The 20,771-nt window shown below is 60.7% G+C and carries 13 protein-coding genes; 8 read left to right on the top strand and 5 right to left on the bottom strand.

Going from position 1 to position 20,771, the window contains the following annotated elements; translation table 11 throughout:
- Window positions 1-83: 83 nt before the first annotated feature.
- On the top strand, window positions 84-1,163 hold the full coding sequence (locus J1779_RS02245; RefSeq protein ID WP_217202746.1) for a glycoside hydrolase 5 family protein: 1,080 nt from the start codon (window positions 84-86) through the stop codon (window positions 1,161-1,163).
- 45 nt (window positions 1,164-1,208) lie between these two features.
- Here J1779_RS02245 and fhuB read toward each other — a convergent pair whose 3' ends face one another.
- The 5 genes from fhuB to J1779_RS02270 all read right to left on the bottom strand — a co-directional run bounded on the left by fhuB (window position 1,209) and on the right by J1779_RS02270 (window position 8,070).
- A complete protein-coding gene (gene fhuB / locus J1779_RS02250; RefSeq protein WP_217202747.1) occupies window positions 1,209-3,146 on the bottom strand; it encodes a Fe(3+)-hydroxamate ABC transporter permease FhuB in 1,938 nt (645 codons plus the stop codon).
- Window positions 3,139-4,041 (bottom strand): ABC transporter substrate-binding protein, encoded by a 903-nt coding sequence (locus J1779_RS02255; protein ID WP_217202748.1) that lies wholly within the window; start codon window positions 4,039-4,041, stop codon window positions 3,139-3,141. Before J1779_RS02255 ends, fhuB begins: the two co-directional genes overlap by 8 nt.
- Window positions 4,041-6,389 (bottom strand): TonB-dependent siderophore receptor, encoded by a 2,349-nt coding sequence (locus J1779_RS02260; RefSeq protein WP_056777414.1) that lies wholly within the window; start codon window positions 6,387-6,389, stop codon window positions 4,041-4,043. The genes J1779_RS02255 and J1779_RS02260 overlap by 1 nt, the downstream gene beginning before the upstream one ends.
- Before the next feature lie 117 nt (window positions 6,390-6,506).
- Complete coding sequence (locus tag J1779_RS02265; RefSeq protein WP_217202749.1) at window positions 6,507-7,541, bottom strand: FecR domain-containing protein; 1,035 nt, start codon at window positions 7,539-7,541, stop codon at window positions 6,507-6,509.
- Window positions 7,534-8,070 carry an RNA polymerase sigma factor gene (locus tag J1779_RS02270; RefSeq protein ID WP_056777409.1) on the bottom strand — a complete coding sequence of 179 codons (537 nt, stop codon included), beginning with the start codon at window positions 8,068-8,070 and terminating at the stop codon, window positions 7,534-7,536. The genes J1779_RS02265 and J1779_RS02270 overlap by 8 nt, the downstream gene beginning before the upstream one ends.
- 193 nt (window positions 8,071-8,263) lie before the next feature.
- Between J1779_RS02270 and J1779_RS02275 the strand changes: the two genes are divergently transcribed.
- The 7 genes from J1779_RS02275 (at window position 8,264) to cobA (ending at window position 20,518) form a co-directional block, all read left to right on the top strand.
- Window positions 8,264-9,481 carry a nitrate regulatory protein gene (locus J1779_RS02275; RefSeq protein WP_056777404.1) on the top strand — a complete coding sequence of 406 codons (1,218 nt, stop codon included), beginning with the start codon at window positions 8,264-8,266 and terminating at the stop codon, window positions 9,479-9,481.
- Between the two features lie 279 nt (window positions 9,482-9,760).
- Entirely contained in the window at window positions 9,761-11,023 is a 1,263-nt protein-coding gene (locus tag J1779_RS02280) for a CmpA/NrtA family ABC transporter substrate-binding protein (protein ID WP_056777400.1), read from the top strand.
- 11 nt (window positions 11,024-11,034) lie between these two features.
- Entirely contained in the window at window positions 11,035-11,943 is a 909-nt protein-coding gene (ntrB, locus tag J1779_RS02285) for a nitrate ABC transporter permease (RefSeq protein ID WP_056777397.1), read from the top strand.
- 9 nt (window positions 11,944-11,952) lie between these two features.
- Window positions 11,953-12,750 (top strand): ABC transporter ATP-binding protein, encoded by a 798-nt coding sequence (locus tag J1779_RS02290; RefSeq protein WP_217202750.1) that lies wholly within the window; start codon window positions 11,953-11,955, stop codon window positions 12,748-12,750.
- Window positions 12,751-12,771: 21 nt separating this feature from the next.
- Window positions 12,772-16,968, top strand: a complete 4,197-nt coding sequence (gene nirB, locus J1779_RS02295; RefSeq protein WP_217202751.1) for a nitrite reductase large subunit NirB — start codon at window positions 12,772-12,774, stop codon at window positions 16,966-16,968.
- Window positions 16,965-19,634 (top strand): nitrate reductase, encoded by a 2,670-nt coding sequence (locus J1779_RS02300; RefSeq protein ID WP_217202752.1) that lies wholly within the window; start codon window positions 16,965-16,967, stop codon window positions 19,632-19,634. The genes nirB and J1779_RS02300 overlap by 4 nt, the downstream gene beginning before the upstream one ends.
- 23 nt (window positions 19,635-19,657) lie before the next feature.
- Window positions 19,658-20,518, top strand: a complete 861-nt coding sequence (gene cobA, locus J1779_RS02305; RefSeq protein ID WP_056777505.1) for a uroporphyrinogen-III C-methyltransferase — start codon at window positions 19,658-19,660, stop codon at window positions 20,516-20,518.
- The last annotated feature ends 253 nt before the right edge of the window (window positions 20,519-20,771 follow it).

Consider the following 20,771-nt stretch of genomic DNA (forward strand, 5'->3'; position numbering starts at 1 on the left):
TGCAGCCTGGCCGGTTTGATAATAACTATTAGCTAATATTATTAGCAATGGCATGTTACCGGCAACCGGACCAGGAGAACAGAATGAAAACGCAGTGGAGCGAACAACAGGCAGCAGAATGGGAAAAGCAGCAGGGGTGGATTTGCGGATTCAACTACCTGCCGCGCACGGCGATAAACTGGACAGAACTCTGGCAGCGCGAAACATTTGACGCGCCGACCATTGATCAGGAGCTGGGCTGGGCGCACCAGGCTGGTTATAACCAGTTGCGCATCAATCTGCCGTTCATCGTCTGGCAGGACGATCGCGACGGTTTGCTGGCGCGGATTGATCAGTTCCTGAGTATCGCCGCGCGCCATCAGATCAAGGTGATGCTGACGCTGATGGACGATTGCGGATTCTCCGGTGACGAGCCGTTCCTTGGCCCGCAAAAAGCGCCGGAGCCGGGCAAACATAACAGTCAGGCGGCGGCCAGTCCGGGGCGGGATGTAGTGTGCGATCGCGACAGGTGGCCGGAAATCGAGCGCTATGTGCGCGATATTATTCGTTATTTTCGCACCGACGCGCGCATCGCCCTCTGGGATTTATACAACGAGCCGGGCAACCGTGGCACCTTTGCCACCGGGCTTGAAGAAGTGCTGTATGACGAAAAACTTGAGGTTTTTGCGCTCGAACTGATGCAGCGGGCGTTTGTCTGGGCGCGGGAGGAGGATCCGGTTGCGCCGCTGACCGTCGGCGCATGGCATTTCCCACAGGACCCGGATCAGCCGGAAAGCGAGTTTTTCACCCATCCGGTCGATGTCGCCGCCGCGCAGCTCTCTGACGTCATCAGTTTCCATGCCTACGTCGCCACGCCAAAGCTTTTGCAGGCGCTGCGGTTCTGGCAAAAACTCAACCGCCCGATACTGTGTACCGAATGGCTGGCGCGCCACGTGGGCAGCGTGTTTGAAGAACAACTGCCGTTGTTCAGCGCCTTTAACGCGGGCTGTTATCACTGGGGGCTGGTGCGGGGTAAAACGCAGACCACACTGCCGTGGCCTTCGGTGCGCAAGGGGAATCAGGATTACGCCCATTTATGGTTCCACGATGTGCTCGATGAATACGGTATTCCGTTCCGCCGCGCCGAAATGGATCTGGTTCGCCGTTTAACACGCATGAAATAATCTTTCCAACAGCCGCACAGGGATGTGCGGCCGATTCACGAATCTTCAGCGCTTACCCCTTCCTTTCATCAGCAGCCATAAAAACCACGGCGCGCCGATCAGCGCGCACAACAGCCCGGCGGAAACCGGCCACGGCCAGGCGATGTTACGGCCCAGCCAGTCGGCGATCACCATCAGCAAAGCGCCAAACAGTGCCGCGACCAGACATTGCGCGCGGAAACGGATTGCGCCGCTGTAGCGGGCCAACTGCGGGGCGATCAGCCCGACAAAACTCAGCGGGCCGATCAGCAACGTGCCGCCTGCGGTCAGCGCCGCCGCCAGCAGCAGGATCAGCATATTGCTGCGCCGCAGCCCGATGCCGAGCGCCCGCGCGGTGGGATGCCCGAGGCTGAGCAACTGCACCCAGCGCTGCAACAGCAAGGCCAGCGGGATCAACACCAGCGCCTGACCCGCGCCCCAGACCGCACGTTCTGCGGTGATGCCTGCGGTGGATCCGGTGCTCCAGTTGAGCAACATCATCGCGCGCGGATCACCGCTCATCAGCAACAGCATACTCAGCGCCATGCTCAGGTGCGTCAGACACAGCCCGACCATGACCATCGATTGTGGCTGAAAGCGCGAGCGTAACCCGAACATAAACAGCAACAGTGTCGCCAGCAAACTGCCCGCCAGCGCAGCCGGAAACAGCGACGACAGCGGCTGATTAAACAGGATAACCATCAGTACCACCGTAAGCGATGCGCCGCTGCTGATGCCGAGCAGTTCCGGGCTGGCAAGAGGGTTGCCGCTCTGCCGCTGGATCAGCACCCCGGCGACCGCCAGCATCGCCCCTGCGCTGAGTGCGCCGAGCATACGCGGCCAGCGCCATTCCAGCAGCGCCCGGAACGCAGCGCCTTCCGGCGACCGGTTAACCAGCAACGAGACGACGATCCCGCCCAGCAACATCAGCAGCAAGATCTGCAGCCGGGCGCGGGTCAGCGTGCGTGCGGGCGGTGCGCTGAACGGCGACGGCGTGATCAGCGGATTGCGCTGGCGAAACAGCAACACCAGCATCAGCGGTGCGCTGAGTAATCCCGAGAGCGCACCGGTCGGCAGATCGCCGCCGGCAGGTGACAGAAACTGTGCCAGCTGATCAACCAGCGTCAGCAACAGCGCACCACACAGCGGCACCCACAGCATCTGATGCCGGAATGAACGCACGCCGGTCAGCCGCACCAGAGCCGGAGCGGCCAGTCCGACAAAACCGATAATGCCAAGCTGACTGGTGACCAGCGCACTGAGCGCCACGGCGACGGCAAGGGTGGCGATACGCACTTTCACCACCGAAACGCCGAGCGCACCGGCGCTTTGATCGGAAAGCCCGATCAGCGCCAGCGGCCTTGCCAGCAGGGCGCTCAGTGCCATCAGTGTCAGCAGCGGCAGCAATAAAAACTGCGTCGCCTGCCAGCCGCTCTGGCTGAGTGAACCGGCCTGCCAACTGAACAAATCGCTGAGATAATCATGGTTGAACAGCACCATCAGCGTGTTGAGGGCATTACCGTACAGGCTGATGACCATGCCGGTGAGGATCACTTTCAGCGGATCCAGCCCCTGACGGGCGATCAGCAGATAGAGCACCAGCGCGGTCAGCGCCGCACCCGCCAGCGCCAGATTGGTCAGGCCGACCACCAGCAGGCCGGGGAACACAATCATGCTGGCGGACATGGCCAGATTGGCACCGGCGGCAATGCCGAGCGTCGCGGGTTCGGCCAGCGGATTGCGCAATACCTGCTGAAAAAGCAGGCCCGCCATCGCCAGCGCCATTCCCGCCAGCACGCCGATCGCCAGACGCGGTAAAAAACTGTAATGCAGCAACAGGCTGGCGGTTGCCGGAGAAGGCGTATTGCCAGAACGTGAAAGATTACTGAACAGTAAAAATGCGCACAGCAGCGTCAGTAGCAGCGCGAACAGCCACGGGAGCAAAGCACGGTGTTGTTTATGCATCGCCCGTTGCCTCTCCCAGTGCCGCCGTGATGTGCTGCGCCAGACTCACCGCCGTCGCCAGACCGCCAAACGGGAAGAAGTGCGACAGTTCTCTGGCCCGGCCTGCGGCCACCAGCGGTAACTGCTGCCACATACCCTGCGGCTGACGCAGCCGCGAAACGCGCGTCAGCGTGGTCGGCAGTTCGGTATAAAACAGCCAGTCCGCCGGTAACGACACCAGTTTCTCAATGCCCACATTGGCGGTGCCCATCGCGCCGACCGGCTGCGTCCAGGCATTGCGTAACCCGAGCTGAGTGAGCAGCGCATCGGGCAGGCTGTTGCCGCCATACACCGTGGCGTATTTCCCGTCCTGACTGCGTACGGCGACCAGGATCCGTTGCCCGGCGGCATGCGCGATGCGCTGTTTGCAGCGTTCGATCGCCACCGCTGACGTCTCAGTCAGGCGGGCGGCGCGGGGGGAGATCGCCAGTTGTTGGCCGAGTTCCGCCGTGAAGTTCAGCAAAGCTGACCAGAGCGGCCCGGCAGAAGGATAGACCGACACCACCTGCAACGGCGCGATGCGTTGCAGGCTGTCGAGGAGGGCAGGCGCAAGCCTGTCGCTGAGAATAAGTCCGGGTTTCAGGGCGGCGATAAGTTCCAGATTCGGCTCCCAGTAGGGGCCGATATCCTGAACCTCTGCCGGTAACACCGGTGTGGCAATCCGGCGGCGGAAATAGCCGCCGTCAGATACCGCGAGCGGCGTCATACCGAGCGAAAGCAGGGTTTCCGCCGCCAGCCAGTTGATGGCAACGATACGGTGATCCGCAGGCGCCGCCAGCGCTGACGCTGCATCAAGCAGCGGCAGCGCCAGTAACGCCTTCAGACAGTCGCGCCGGCTGAGTAACAGGCCTGACATCAGAAGCTGTATTTCAGCGAGCCGATGAACGTGCGTTCCTGTCCCGGATAACAGCTGGTGTCGTCGTCGCAGGTGCCGACATAGTCATGATCCAGCAGATTCTGAATATTGAAACCGACAGAAACATGCTGATTAACCTGATATTTCGCCCCGGCGTCGATCAATGCAAAGTTCTTCACCGGCACGGTATTGGCGTTATCGCCGTACATGCTGCCGACATAGCGCACGCCGGTGCTCAGCAGCAAACCGTCAAGCACGCCCTGATGGAAGCCGTAATTCAGCCAGGTGGAAGCCATGTGTTTGGGCACGTTGGCCTGCTCGTTGCCGCGGTCGCCGTTGTTGCTGGCGGTGATTTCGGTTTCGGTGTAGGTGTACGACGCCAGGACATCGAGATTCTGCGTCAGCTTCACCGTGCTTTCCGCTTCAACGCCTCGCGAGCGAACTTCGCCGGAAGCCACCTGATAACCGGTGATCACGTTATTGACGATCTCGTTGGTCAGCACGTTACTTTTGGTGATATCAAACGCTGCCAGCGTCATCAGCAGGTCCGGGTCCGGCTGGTATTTCACGCCGACTTCGTACTGGTGCGCCTTGCTCGGATCGAAGGTGCGGTTCTGGCTGTCGGTCCCGCTGTTTGGCACGAAAGATTCGGCATAGCTGATGTACGGCGCAAGGCCGTTATCGGCCAGGTAAGTCAGCCCGGCGCGACCTGTCCAGGCGCCTTTATCCAGCCAGCTGGTGCTGTCGTTGAGATTATTTTGCGTGCGCATACTGATGTCATCATGGCGGCCACCTAAGGTCAGCAACCATTTTGGCGTCAGTGAAATCTGATCCTGCATATACAGGCCGAGCTGCGCGGTGGTCTGATCGTTATTGTTCAGGGCATAGGTCGGATCGGCGATATTCTGGCCATACACCGGATTGTAGATATTCAGCGCCGGGGCGGCAGCCCCGAAGCGTTTGGCATTGCCATCAAGGCGGCTGTAATCCAGACCGGTTAACAGACGGTGCGTGACGGAGGCGGTGGAGAAATCCGCCTGCAACTGGTTGTCGATATTGAACGCATTCATGTGCTCGTCAAAACGAATCGCATTGCGCGACACCGTACCGGCGTTGAAATTCACCGCGCCCGGCAGCAGGTTATTCAAAATCGTGTCAGTCTGGCCGTAACGCACGTTCTGACGTACCTGGAAAATATCGTTGAACTGATGGCTCAGCTCATACCCGACGGTGAACTGTTCCTGACGAAAACGGTTATAGCTGTAATCGCCGAGCAGGGTATCGGTGACCTTGCCGCCCGGCTTGGTCAGCACGGCGATGGTGCCGCCGGAGGTGTCACGCAGATAATCGGCGCGCACGGTCAGGCTGGTATCGGCGTCCGGCAGCCAGGTCAGAGAGGGGGCGAGATAGACGCGGTTATCTTCCACATCCGGGCCGTCGCGGTACTGAAACTGCGTGTCGCTGTCACGGGCCAGGCCGATCACGCGGTACAGATAATGGCTGTCATCATCGATTTTATCGCTCATATCAAACTGCGCCTGACGGCGGTTGAAATTGCCCAGTTCGACTTCCACGTCATGCACGCCCTGCGCCGACGGCAGCTTGCTGATACGGTTCACAATGCCGCCCGCGTCGCCCAGACCGAACAGCGTTGATGACGGCCCGCGCACAATATCAATCCGTTCCAGCGCGTAAGGCTCGGTGCGGAAATAACTGTAGCTGTTGTTGAGCTGGCGCAGGCCGTCGCGGTAATCATTGGTGGTCAGGGCGTTAAATCCGCGAATGTAGATCCAGTCATAGCCTTTAGGGTCCACACCGTAGGTTTCGGTTTTGACGCCTGGCACATAACGCAGCGCTTCGGTGACGCTTTGCACGTTCTGTCTGTCCATCCGTTCACGGGTAATGACTGACACGGACTGAGGCACTTCCAGCAGCGGCGTGTCGGTTTTGGTGGCGGAGTTGCTTTGCTGCGGAATGGCAGAATAGGGGCCGGTCTGCCCGGTGACCGTCAGCGTGTCGGCGGCGGCGGGCTGCGGCGCCACCACCACGGTGTCGTTGTCAAGGCTGTAACCCAGGCCGCTGCCGCCCAGCAGACGGCCAAGTGCTGCTTCCAGCGTCATGTTTCCCTGTACTGCGGGGGCATTTTTTTGTGCGACGGAGTCCGGTGCGGCAATCAGCTGTACGCCTGCCTGCTGTGCCAGCGCATTAAGCGAAGTGAGAAGCGGCTGGGCAGGCAGTGAAACCGGCAGCGTGGCTGCCGCCATAACCCCCGGTGAACAGACGGCGAGCGCGATCGCGGTCAGGCCAGTTTTGAAACGCGTACCCTGATAAAACGAAGAAATGGTCATGCGGATATCCCCAGAAATAAATCAAATAAGAATCATTATCCTTTCTGAAGACGAGACTGACGCCAAAACCCTGACGTCGTCTCAGGAATATTTTTACTTTATTTTTAATCGGGTCCTTCAGCGCCTGCGGATCTGCGTCTCGCCTGCCTGCAGATTGATTTTCACCGGCAACACTTTGGGCAGGGCGCGGGCAAAACTGTCCGGACGATAGACGTTAAAACTGCCGCTGATGCGCAGGGCGGCAACCTCCGCCGATCCCGCCACGTAAGGCATATCGCCGTAGCGTGCGAATTCCGCCAGCGCCAGACGCAGCGGCGTGTTATTGAAATTAATGCGCGACTGGCGCCAGTCTGCGATAGCGTCCGGCGCAACCGGTGGCTGACGGGTGAGATTTCCGCGGATATCGCTGGTGGCGCGCTGCGTGGCGCCCAGCACCATCAGATGACGGTCCTGCCCGGTCAGATGCAGTGCGGCCATCGCCCGCCAGCGCATATTTTGCAGCCATGCGCGCGGGCCGACGCGCACGGCGCCGCTGCTGACCGCGACATCCACACCGTCGCCGCTCATCGACTGCGGGATATAGCGCACGCTGAAACGGGTGCCAAGCACGGTGACGCGGGAAGGGCCGCTCAGCACCACAAAGGGTTTATCCTCAAGATGCTTCACGTCAAAAAAGGCCTGCCCCTGACGGAGCGTGACTTCACGCCGCTGCGGGTAATACGCCACGTCGAGCCGGGTTTGGGCATCGAGCGTCAGCACGGTGCCGTCAGGCAGGGTGATCTGTTGCGTTTCACCGCGTCCGGTATGCAGCTGGGTGGTCATCACCGGCGGCGACAGCCACTGCCAGGCAGGCCACATCAGCACCAGCAGCAGCGCACACGCCAGACCGGCCAGGTGCCAGACCGGGCGGCGCAAAGCCTGAGGCCGCGCGGTTGGAAGTGAAGCCCGCAGACGCGCCACGTTTTTCTGCGGCAATTCACCGACCTGCTGCCACACTTGCTGCATGGCGCGGTATCGCGCGGCGTTGTCGGCCTGCGTCAGCCAGCGTTCAAATTCAGCGCGTTCCCCGGCGGACAGCCCGGTCTGCTGTTGACTCAGCCAGCGGACGGCCTGCTCATCGGTCTGCATATGTGGATCCCTGGCGCTATTCATCAAGGCCATCCTTATTCTTGTCTCGGGCTTGCTGGCCGGAATGCTCCTGCTGCCAGATGTCGTTACTGTTCCGGCAGGCCAACATGGCGCGGATAATGTGTTTTTCCACCATATTGATGGAGATCCCCATCTGGCGCGCGACCTCTTTCTGCGACAGGCCGTCAAAGCGGTGCAGAATAAAGGCTTCACGGCAGCGCGGCGGCAGGCCTTCAATGGTGCGGGTCATCAGTTCAGTATACTGATTTTCTTCGATTAATTCGTAAGGTTGCAGATACGAAGGCGCCGCAAATTGCTCCGCGTCCGTCTCATCAGCGGCGTCGCCGGACGCTATGTCAGGGCGGCGATAGTGATCGACCAGCAAATTGCGGGCGATACGGTACAGCAGGCTGCGGTGCGACCGTATGGGCTGGGTGACCGTCAGCGCCCGGATAAACGTTTCCTGCGCCATGTCTTCTGCATGTTCACGGTCACGGAGTTTCCGGTTTATAAACCGATATAATTCAGTGTAATACTTCTCGAAAGCAGGCACTTGATTCTCTGGTGATGAAGGACAGGGGGGCTTCTGCGATGCCTATATTACGCATAAATCCCCGCGCCTGGCATACTTAAATGATAATCATTCTCGAAAATAATCTGCCCAACTGGTCTGAATCTCTGCGCAGGCCGCCCTCCGGCACGCTTCTTGCTTCACCGCTGTTATCCTCCGGCGATCAGGTTCAACCATGACACTTTCTGCTCTCGATTTTGTACTGGCTTCCAAGAGAAGTGAAATCACCGGCCTGCAACAGTTGCTGCAAATGGGCAAACTGGTGGGAGCGGTCAGCCAGCTTATTCACGTCTTACAACGCGAGCGCGGCACGGCAAATATCTACCTGGGTTCGCAGGGCAAAACCTGGGGTGACCGGCTGAGCGAGCGGGCGCTTCAGGTACAGCTTGCTGAGCAGGCGGTCAGCCAGCAACTTGCGGCGCTCGATCTCCACGGACAACCGATGGCTAACGCCTCGCGGCTGTTCAGCCGGATTGCCGGCGTGTTGCATAGCCTGAGCACGCTGCCGTCGCTGCGCGCGCAGGTTCAGGCGCTGAGTATCCAACAGCCGGACGCCATGAGCCGTTACAGCGAGGTGATCCGCATTCATCTGGCACTGGTGTTTGAAGCTGCGGATACCTCCGGTGATCCTTCTGTCTCACGGGCGTTGTTGGCGATGTTCAGCTTTATGCAGGGTAAGGAACTGGCCGCTCAGGAGCGCGCGCTGGGTGCGGCGGGTTTTACGGCGCGCCACTTTGACGAGCAGACGCACCAGCAGTTACTGGCGCTGATCGAAAGTCAGGAGCGCTGTTTCCAGACATTCACCGAGTTTGCCGATCCCCGCTGTCTGGCGCTGTGGCAGCAACAGCTGAGCGCCGACAGCAGCGAGTTCGAGCGTTTTCGCCGTATTGCCTGCACCCGCGCAACACCTTCCGGCGAAGCCAGCGACGTGGCGCTGCGCTGGTTTGACGTCACCACCGCCCGCATCGACGGCATGAAAATTGTCGAGGATTTACTGGAAGATGTGCTGACCGAATGCTGCCGTCAGCGGATCCGCGATGCAGAACGTGCCGGAGAATTGCAGCAGCAGGAAATCGGCCAGATACCGCGCCATGACCCGCACTACGCCGCGCTGATCCCGCCGCAGCTCAGCCGTTCCGTCCTCGAACTGGTGGAGCAGCAATCCCGCCAGCTACAGGCGCAGGATGCTGAACTGGCCGGACTGCGCACCACGCTTGCCGAACGCAAAGTAGTGGAACGCGCCAAAGGCTTACTGATGCAACACCACGGCATGAGCGAGCCGCAGGCGCACAAGACGCTGCGCGACATGGCGATGAACCAGAACAAAAAGCTGTCAGACATCGCCGACGCGATGCTCTCGGTGGCGGCGGTATTGGGCAAATCCGCGTCCTAATCCTAAAGGAGTATCTGCACAATCTATGTGCCATACGGGTGTGCACCGCGGGCAGTGGCGGTGCACCGGAAAGCGCTGAACGCGAAGGGCACCCGCTAACCGGCTGATTTACCAGTGATGTCACAAGTTGGCACACAAGCTGCATTGTTTATCATCACAGCACTAAACCAATGGCGGTTTAGTCAGCATTTCGGATAAAGGCGTCCGTTAGCGTTCAGGAAACTGAGCGCTAACCGGACGCTTTTTTTTTGCTCATTTTTCACCTTACAGGAAGCCGTAATGACGCAAGACGACAACAACACAGTGGGCACATTCTCCCGCCGCCGTTTTCTGGCCGGCAGTGCAGTGCTGGGCGGCAGCATGATGATGCCGGGCTTTATGAACAGCGTCTGGGCGGCGGGCTCTGATGCGCCCGAGAAAAAAGAGATCCGCGTTGGTTTCATTCCGCTCACTGACTGCGCGTCAGTGGTGATGGCGGCGGTGAAAAAGTTCGATGAGAAATACGGCATCAAAATCATCCCCAGCAAAGAATCGAGCTGGGCGTCGGTGCGCGACAAACTGGTGTCCGGCGAGCTCGATGCCGCCCACGTGCTTTATGGCCTGGTGTACGGATTACAGCTCGGGGCCTCCGGTCCGCAGCACGACATGGCGATGCTGATGACCCTCAACAATAACGGGCAGGCGATCACCCTCTCAAACCAGCTGAAACAGGCGGGCGTCACCGATGCGGCCTCGCTGAAAAAAGTGGTGGATGCCAGCGCCAAAGGCACCTACACCTTTGCGCAGACGTTCCCCACCGGCACCCATGCCATGTGGCTCTATTACTGGCTGGCGAATGCCGGGATCCACCCGTTTAACGATGTGCGTAACGTCGTCGTACCGCCGCCGCAAATGGTGGTGAACATGAAAATTGGCAACATGAGCGGTTACTGCGTCGGAGAACCCTGGAACCAGCGCGCCATTTTAGATGACGTCGGTTTTACCGCCGCCACCACCCAGGAAATCTGGGCCGATCATCCGGAAAAAATCCTCGGTACCACTTCCGCCTGGGTAGCCGCGAACCCTAACGCCGCCCGCGCACTGACCGCCGCGGTGCTCGACGCCTCACGCTGGATAGACACCTCCGATGCCAACCGCATTGAAACCGCGCAGGTGGTGGCGGCGCGCGCCTACATCAATACCCCGGCGCAAACCATTCAGGGACGCATGCTCGGCGAGTACGACAACGGGCTGGGCAAAAAGTGGAAAGATGCCCACAGCATGCGCTTCTTCAACGACGGCGCGGTCAACTATCCGTACCTCTCCGACGGCATGTGGTTCCTGACGCAGCACAAACGCTGGGGGCTGATTGACAGCGATCCGGATTACCTGGCCGTCGCCAAAAAGATCAACCGCACCGACATCTACAAACAGGCCGCCACGGCGGTGGGCGGCATCAACATGCCTGCGGGTGATATGCGCAGCAGCACCTTGTTTGACGGAAAAGTGTGGGATGGCAGCAACCCCGCGCAATACGCCAACAGTTTTGCCATGAAACGTTAAGTGAGGCCGAAATGTCCATGAACCCGAAAACCAATATTGTCGCCCTGACCGCAGAGCCGGAAAGCGCGGAAATTCTGCCGCTGAACGCCGCGAAAGCCGCGCCGCCGCCGGTGGCGAAAGCCGCGACCGGCAGCAAAGGGCGTGAAATCCTGCGTCGCATGATGCAAAAACTCGTGCCGGGGCTGCTCGGCGCGATAGTGCTGATTGCTATCTGGCAGATTGCCGCACTCAGCAGCAAAGGGTTTCCGACGCCGCTGAAAACCTGGGACGCGGCGAAAATCATCTTTGCTGACCCGTTTTACATCGACGGCCCGAACGACATGGGCATCGGCTGGAACGTGCTGGCGTCGCTCAAACGCGTGGCGATGGGCTTCGGGCTGGCGGCGCTGGTGGGGATCCCGGCCGGGTTCCTGATTGGCCGCTTCCGTTTTATCGCCAATATGCTCAACCCGATCATCTCTTTACTGCGACCGGTCAGCCCGCTGGCCTGGCTGCCAATCGGTCTGCTGCTGTTTCAGCGCGCCGAACCGGCATCCGCCTGGACCATCTTTATCTGCTCAATCTGGCCGATGATCCTCAACACCGCCGAGGGCGTGATGCGCATTCCGCAGGATTATCTCAACGTGGCGCGGGTGCTCAAACTCAGTGAATTCACGGTGATGCGCAAAATCCTGTTTCCTGCCGTGCTGCCGTACATCCTGACCGGCGTGCGTTTGTCCATCGGCATCGCCTGGCTGGTGATTGTTGCGGCAGAAATGCTCACCGGCGGCGTGGGGATCGGCTTCTGGATCTGGAACGAATGGAACAACCTCAACGTGGAAAACATCATCATCGCCATCCTGCTGATTGGCGTGGTGGGCATGCTGCTGGAGCAGGGGCTGATGGCCATTGCGCGGCGCTTCAGCTACGAAAACCGTTAGGAGCCTGACATGAAAAACGACAAAGCCATTATCCGCGTAGAAAACGTCACGCAAAGATTCCCGACCGCCAAAGGGCCATTTCTGGCGCTCGACAACGTCAGTTTTGACATCGCACAGGGTGAAACCGTCAGCCTGATCGGTCACTCCGGCTGCGGAAAATCCACGCTGCTGAACCTGATTGCCGGGCTGAGCCGCCCGACCGAAGGCGTCCTGCTGTGTGACAACCAGGAGATTAACGGCCCCGGCCCGGAGCGCGGCGTGGTGTTTCAGAACCATTCGCTGCTGCCCTGGCTGACCGCTTTTGAGAACGTCGCGCTGGCGGTACATCAGGTATTCAAAGGCCAGATGAGCAAAAGCGACATGCAGGCATGGATCGAACACAACCTTGAGCTGGTGCATATGTCACATGCCATGCACAAACGCCCCGGTGAAATCTCCGGCGGCATGAAACAGCGGGTCGGCATTGCGCGCGCGCTGGCGATGAAACCCAAAGTGCTGCTGATGGACGAACCTTTTGGCGCGCTGGATGCCCTGACCAGAGCGCATTTGCAGGACGCGGTGATGGAGATCCAGTCACGCCTGAACACCACCATTTTGCTGATCACTCATGACGTGGACGAAGCGGTGCTGCTGTCTGACCGCGTGATGATGATGACCAACGGACCGGCGGCGAAAGTCGGCGAAGTGATGCAGGTGGCGCTCGAACGGCCGCGTTCACGGCTGGCGCTGGCGAACGATCCGAGGTTCCACCAGTACCGCCAGCAGGTATTGCAGTTCCTGTACGAAAAACACCAGGCCGTGGCCTGAGTCAGTGGTGGAGTGAGCGCAATGGATAAACCTGTTCTGGTGGTGATCGGCAACGGCATGGCGGGCGTCCGGCTGGTGGAAACGCTGTGCGAACGCGCACCGTCGCGCTTCCGCATTCTGATCATCGGTGACGAAGCGCAGCCCGCTTACAACCGCATCATGCTCACGCCGGTACTGTCGGGCGAGAAATCCTTTGCCGATATCGTGACGCACGAACAGAGCTGGTATGAACGTCACAACGTCACGTTTTTGCGCGGTGCGCCGGTCACGGCCATTGACCGTGCCGCCAGACGGGTCAGCGTTGAGGGGCAAACGTTCTCTTACCATCATCTGGTGATCGCCACCGGTTCGCGGCCTTTTATGCCGCCGCTGCCGGGGGCGCAACTGGCGGGGATCCACGGATTCCGTACGCAGCGCGACGTCGAAAACATTCTGCACGGACAGGTGGCCGGACGACCGGCGGTGGTGATCGGCGGCGGCGTGTTAGGCGTGGAAGCCGCCGCGGCGCTGGCGATGCGCGGAATGGCGGTCACGCTGTTGCATCGCGGCCCGCATCTGATGGATCAGCAACTGGATGAACATGCTGCCGGGCTGCTGCGCATGAGCCTGCTGTCACGCGGTATCGAAACGGTATTGCAGGCGCAAACGGCGGCCTATGGCGCAGACGACAGCGGCAACGTCCGGCAGGTGACCTTGTGCGATGGCCGCGTTTTGGCGGCGCATCGTGTGGTGGTGGCCGCCGGTGTCCGCCCGGATATTGCGCTGGCGCAGGCTGCCGGTCTGGCCTGTGCGCGTGGCATTCTGGTGGATAGCGGGTTGCAGACTTCTGATCCGCATATTTCCGCCATCGGCGAATGTTGTCAGCTGGGCGAACTGACTTTCGGGCTGGTCGCTCCCTGCTGGCAGCAGGCAGAAAACCTGGCGGCCAGACTGGCGGGCGATGATGCAACGCCCTTTACCGTACAAAACGTCCCGCTGCGCCTGAAGGTGACTGGCATTGACCTGTTTTGCGCCGGTGAACTTGCCGCCGGTGATGACGCCCAGATCCACAGCACCTTTGACCCGATCGACGGCCACTACCGCCGCCTGTTACTGCGCCACAACCAGCTGCAAGGTGTGCTGCTGTGGGGCGACATCAGCGACGGGCCGGACTACTTCTCACGTCTTCGCCATCCATCCATTCAGCCATCGCAACTGAGCGTTTTCAATCCAGAAGAAACGCCTGCGGTGCCTGATCTCCCCCTGAACGAACCGTTATCCCATGAGATAGCGAGGAGCAATGTAATGTCAAAACCCGTTTTAGTGATGGCCGGACACGGCATGGTCGGACACCATTTCCTGCAACAACTGGTCGAGCGCGAACTGCATCTGCACTATCAGGTGATCGTGTTTGCCGAGGAAACGTCCCCGGCATATGACCGCGTCCATTTGTCAGAGTTTTTCTCCGGACGCAGCGCCGAATCGCTGTCGATGGTAGAGGACGGCTTCTTCGAATCCACCGGTATTGAGCTGCGTCTCGCGCACGGCGTGGAGCACATTGATACCAAACACCGTTTTGTGGTTGACCGGCAGGGGCGGCAGACGGCGTACGATTTGCTGGTGCTGGCGACCGGCTCTTACCCGTTTGTGCCGCCGATACCGGGGAATGACGCGCCGGGCTGCCTGGTGTACCGCACGCTCGACGATCTGGCGGCGATCCAGGCCTGCGCCGGTAAGGGCACCACCGGCGTGGTGGTGGGCGGCGGATTGCTCGGGCTGGAGGCGGCCAATGCGCTGAAACATCTCGGGTTGCAAACGCACGTGGTGGAGTTTGCGCCACGGCTGATGGGCGTTCAGCTCGATGAGGGCGGTGCGGCCATGCTGCGCCGCAAAATTGAAGCGCTGGATGTGCAGGTGCACACCGGCAAAGAAACCCGCGAAATCGTCGCAGGTGAAACCTGCAGTTACCGCATGGTGTTTGCCGACGGCAGCCATCTGGAAACCGATCTGGTGCTGTTCTCCGCCGGGATCCGCCCGCGTGACCAGCTGGCAAAAGAGTGCGGGCTGACGGTCGGCCCGCGTGGCGGCATTGTGATTGATGACCAGTGCCGCACCTCCGATCCGGCAATTTTTGCCATCGGTGAATGTGCGTTGTGGAACGGTCAGATCTTCGGGCTGGTCGCGCCCGGTTATCAGATGGCGCGCACACTGGCGGATACGCTGTCCGGTAGCGAAGTGGCGTTCAAGGGCGCGGGCATGAGCACCAAACTGAAACTGCTCGGCGTCGAAGTGGCGTCGGTCGGGGACGCGCACGGCCGTACCCCCGGCAGCCAGAGCTACAGCTGGGTGGACGGCCCGGCGGAAGTGTATAAAAAAATCGTGGTGTCGCAGGATGGCAAACGCCTGCTCGGCGCGGTGCTGGTCGGCGACAGCACCGAATACAGCACGTTGTTACAGATGATGCTCAACGACATGCCGCTGCCCGCGAATCCGGAAGGGCTGATCCTTCCCGCCAGCACCGGTGCTGCGCCGAAAAGCCTCGGCGTGGCGGCGCTGCCGGACGGCGCGCAGATCTGTTCCTGCCATAACGTCAGCAAGTCGGATATCTGTGACGCGGTGAAAGGCGGCTGCGGCGACATGGCGGCAGTCAAAGCCTGTACCAAAGCAGCCACCGGCTGCGGCGGCTGTGCGGCGCTGACCAAACAGGTGATGGAGTTCGCGCTGACGGAAATGGGCGTCGATGTTAAAAAAGACATCTGCGAGCATTTTGCCTATTCGCGGCAGGAGATTTATCACCTGGTCCGCATGGGCAATATCCGCAGTTTCGGTGAACTGATTCAGAAACACGGCCACGGCCACGGGTGTGAAATCTGTAAACCGCTGGTGGGATCGGTGCTGGCATCATGCTGGAACGATTACCTGCTCAAACCGCAACATCTGCCATTGCAGGACACCAACGACCGCTTCTTCGCCAACATCCAGAAAGACGGCACTTATTCCGTGGTACCGCGCGTCCCTGCGGGGGAAATCACCCCGGACGGCTTGATCGCCATCGGACTGGTCGCCAAGCGTTACAACCTTTACACCAAAATCACCGGCGGCCAGCGTGTCGATCTGTTCGGCGCACGGCTGGAGCAGTTGCCGGAAATCTGGCAGCAACTGGTGGATGCCGGGTTCGAAACCGGTCACGCCTATGGCAAATCCCTGCGTACGGTGAAATCCTGCGTCGGATCCAACTGGTGCCGCTACGGCGTGCAGGATTCCACCGGGCTGGCGCTGCAACTGGAGAGCCGCTACAAAGGGCTGCGCTCGCCGCACAAAATCAAAATGGCCGTGTCCGGCTGCACCCGGGAATGTGCCGAAGCACAAAGCAAAGACGTCGGTGTGATTGCTACGGAAAAAGGCTGGAACCTTTACGTCTGTGGCAACGGCGGCATGAAGCCGCGCCATGCCGATTTACTGGCGCAGGACATGAGCACCGAAGCGCTGATCCGCACCGTGGACCGCTTTCTGATGTTCTACATCCGCACCGCCGACCGCCTGCAACGCACCAGCACCTGGATGGACAATCTGGAAGGCGGGATGGCGTATCTGCGTCAGGTGGTGCTGGAAGACAGCCTGCATATCGGCGCGGAGCTGGAAAACGAGATGAACGCCGTGGTCGGCACCTATCAGTGCGAATGGCAGACCACGCTGGCTGACCCGGATCGTCTGGCGCTGTTCAGGCCGTTTGTGAACAGCGAACTGCCGGACGAAGCGGTAGTCATGGTGCAGGAGCGGCAGCAGATCCGCCCGGCAACTCCCACGGAGCGCGCCTCACTGCCACCGGTGGTGGTGAATCAGCCGGTGATGGCCGTTCATGGTTGGGTGGATTTGTGCGAACTGAACGCCATCCCGGCCAACGCAGGAATGGCGGCGCGGCTGGCAAACCGCCAGATTGCGCTGTTCCACCTGCCGGATCATCCGCAGAAGGTTTTTGCCCTCAGCAATCATGAGCCGGACAGCGACGCTAACGTGCTGGCGCGCGGCCTGCTGGGCGATGTGAAAGGGGAACCGGTGGTGATTTCGCCGTTGTACAAGCAGCGCTTTCGTTTGCTGGACGGGTGCAGCGTGGATGACGGGCACACCGCACTCAGCGTCTGGCCGGTCAAAGTGGACGGCGGGCGCGTCTGGGTGCAGGAAAACCCGGTGAGCCACGGGGTGCGTGCCGCAGAGCGGATTGAGACGGTCAGCCTATGAAAAAAGACGCGACGTTCACCACCTGCGCATACTGCGGCGTCGGCTGCGGCGTCAGGATGCAACCGCAGGTGCAGGGCTTCAGCGCCAGCGGCGACGATGCGCATCCGGCCAGTCTCGGGCGGCTGTGCGTTAAGGGCAGCGCGCTGGGAGAAACGCTGGATTTGCAGGGACGTTTACTTCAGCCGGAAATCCACGGCCAGCCGGTCAGCTGGGAGAAGGCGCTGGACGCCGTCGCCAGCGGATTGCAACAGGTGATCCGCGAACATGGCCCGCAGGCCGTGGCCTTCTACGGCTCAGGCCAGTTGCTGACGGAAGACTATTACGTTGCCAACAAACTGATGAAGGGTTTTATCGGCGCGGGAAATATGGATACCAACTCGCGCCTGTGCATGGCGTCGGCGGTGGTCGGCTACAAACGTGCGTTCGGCGCGGATGCCGTGCCGTGCAGCTATCAGGATCTGGAACGGGCAGACTGCGTGATCCTCACCGGTTCCAATACCGCCTGGGCGCATCCGGTAGTTTATCAGCGGCTGGCGCAGGCGAAAAAAGAGCGGCCCGCAATGCGCATTATTGTGATTGACCCGCGCCAGACCGCCACCTGTGATATCGCCGATTTGCATCTGGCGTTGCGCCCCGGCAGCGATGCGGCGCTGTTTTGTGGTGCGCTGAACGCCATGGCGGACAGCGGGAAACTCGACGCCGCTTTCCTGCAACAGCATACCCGGGGTGCGGAACAGACCTTGCAGGCGGCACAAACCTGGACGCCAGCCCGCACTGCCGATGCGTGCGCGCTGCCTCCGGCAAAGCTTATGGCCTTTTATCAGATGATTGCTGACAGTGACCGGCTGGTGACCCTGTATTCGATGGGCATCAATCAGTCCAGCTCCGGCGTTGATAAATGCAACGCCATCATCAACTTACATCTGGCGACCGGCAAGATTGGCCGCGAAGGCTGCGGGCCGTTTTCCATCACCGGCCAGCCCAATGCCATGGGCGGGCGCGAAGTGGGCGGTCTGGCAAACCAGCTGGCGTCGCACATGGGGTTCAGCGCGCAGGAGGTGGATCGGGTGGGGCGGTTCTGGGCGAGTGACAACGTCACGGAAACCGCCGGACTGAACGCCGTTGACTTGTTTCGTGCCGTGGAAACAGGCCAGATCAAAGCGGTATGGATCATGGGCACCAATCCGCTGGTGTCGCTGCCGGATGCCGACCGCGTGCGTGCCGGGCTGGCGCGCTGCCCGCTGGTGATTGTCTCCGACATCATGCGCGATACCGATACCACCCGTGCCGCCCACATTTGCCTGCCCGGACAGGGCTGGGGCGAGAAAAACGGCACGGTCACCAATTCCGAACGTTGCATTTCCCGTCAGCGGGCGTTTCTGCCAGCGCCGGGCGAGGCGAAACCGGACTGGTGGATCCTCTGTCAGGTGGCGCAGCGTCTGGGTTATGACGATGCCTTCGCCTATCAGCATCCGGCAGAGATTTTCCGCGAACATGCGGCGCTTTCCGGTTTTGAAAATCAGGGCTCGCGGGCGTTTGATATCAGCGGGATGGCGCAGCTTTCCAATGAACAGTGGGACGGGCTGCGTCCGGTGCAGTGGCCGGTCAACGCCGCAAATCCGCAGGGCACTGCGCGGCTGTTCACCGATAACCGGTTTTTCCATCCTGACGGCCATGCGCGGCTGATCCCCGTTACGCCAAGGCCGCCGGTGAACCCGCCGACGGCTGCCTGTCCGCTGATCATGAACACCGGCAGGGTGCGTGACCAATGGCACACGATGACACGCACCGGGAAATCTGCGCGCCTGATGCAGCACATCAGCGAACCTTTCTGTCAGTTTCATCCCGACGATGCCCCGCAGATCCAGCCCGGCGATCTGGTGCGCGTTGCCTCCTCGCACGGCTGGCTGTTGCTGCGCGCCCAGCCGGACAGGCTGCAACCGCGCGGCAGCGTCTTTGTGCCGATGCACTGGAACAGCCAGTTCAGCCAGCAGGCCAGGGTGGATGCGCTGATTGAGGCACATACCGATCCGCTGTCCGGGCAGCCGGAAAGCAAACATATGCCGGTCAGTCTGCGCCGCTGGAATGCCGCCTGGCAGGCCGAACTGTTTATGCGCGGCGACAGCGACCGGCATCCGGCACCGCCTGACACTGCTTACTGGAGCCGCATCGCGCAGCAGGGCGTGACGCATTACACGCTGGCCGATTCGTCTTTACCGCAGGACTGGACGGCCTGGCTCAGCGAACATTTCGGCACCGGCCAGTGGGTTTGCCAGGCGGCACATCTGGGCGATGACGGTTTTCATCTTCTGGCCTGGTCCGGCGGTGAGCTGCAACTGGCGTTTTACGCGCACCGCCGTCGCCCTGCGCCGGAACGTCAGGCGGTGGTGGCCGCATTTTCTCAGCCGCCGGTGACCGCGTCGCAGCGTCTGGCGCTGCTGGCAGGCACCGCCGGAAACGGTAAAGCCCCCACCGGCGCGATGATTTGCAGCTGCTTTGCCATCGGCGAAATCGCCATCGCAGACGCCGTGCGGCAGGGATGTCACAGCGTGCAGCAGCTCGGCGCGCAGCTGAAATGCGGCACTAACTGCGGTTCATGCATTCCCGAACTCAAAAAGATCATAGCCGGCCAGCTTACGTCGCTGACGGCAGGAGACGACCAATGAACATCCTCGAAAAGTCATTACAGATGCAGCAAATCTCTCAGCTTATGGCGTCGGGGAACCTGCGCCAGCCCGTGTGCCGGGGTGAAGTCTGGCTGGTGGGCGCCGGGCCGGGCGACGTTGAGCTGCTGACGGTGAAAGCGCTGCGGGTGATTGTGCAGGCCGACGTGGTGGTGTTTGACCGGCTGGTTTCAGACCCGGTGATGGCGCTGATCCCGGACGAGGTGCTGCGCATTGATGTCGGTAAATCGACACGCAATCACACGCTCGGACAGGGTGAGATCAACCAACTGCTGGTGACGCTGGCACAGGCCGGACACCGCGTGGTGCGCCTCAAGGGCGGCGATCCTTTCGTTTTTGGACGTGGCGGCGAAGAGATGGCGCACTGCCAGCAGCATGAGGTGATCTGCCACATCGTGCCGGGGATCACTGCGGCAATGGGCTGCGCGGCAGCCAGCGGTATCCCGCTGACACACCGGGATCTGGCTCAGTCGGTCCGGTTTGTCACCGGCCACGGCGCGCAGGGCGAGCCGGACATCGACTGGTCAGCACTGGCCACCACGCGCCAGACGCTGGTGTTTTATATGGGCATTGCCAACAGTGAAAACATCAGCCAGCAGCTGATAGCGCATGGTCTGGCGGCCTCCACACCGGTGGCCGTGATCGAACGCGGTACCCGCCCCGATCAGCGGGTACTGACCGGCACACTGACCGCGCTGGCAGAGCTTATCCGCACGGAGCAGGTGCAAACGCCCGCGCTGCTGATCGTCGGGGAGGTGGTGGAGATGCATCGGGGCTGGCAACGCAGTTGCGGGTATGGAGAAGGTCAAGATCGTGGGTTGCCACCCACACCGGGTTTGAGAGGTGCTTATCGGTGTGCCTCTTAATATTTCAGGCTTATTTACTGCGTGATGCTGTTTCAGGGGGTTCTGTGAATACGTTTTAACGTCAAGATCGTGGGTTGCCACCCACACCGGCCTTAAGGTCAACACCGTGGGTTGCCACCCACACCGGCCTTAGGGGTGGCTTATCGCCGCCACCCCTAAGAACCCCGGGCTCTTTTCACTGCGCGCTGCCGCTCGCTGGCTATGTTTCAGACACTCCGGCTATTGCCGCAAACGCCGCCGCTGCGCGGTCCTC

The organism is Rahnella rivi (genome assembly GCF_019049655.1).
In the GTDB taxonomy this organism is placed as follows: domain Bacteria; phylum Pseudomonadota; class Gammaproteobacteria; order Enterobacterales; family Enterobacteriaceae; genus Rahnella; species Rahnella rivi.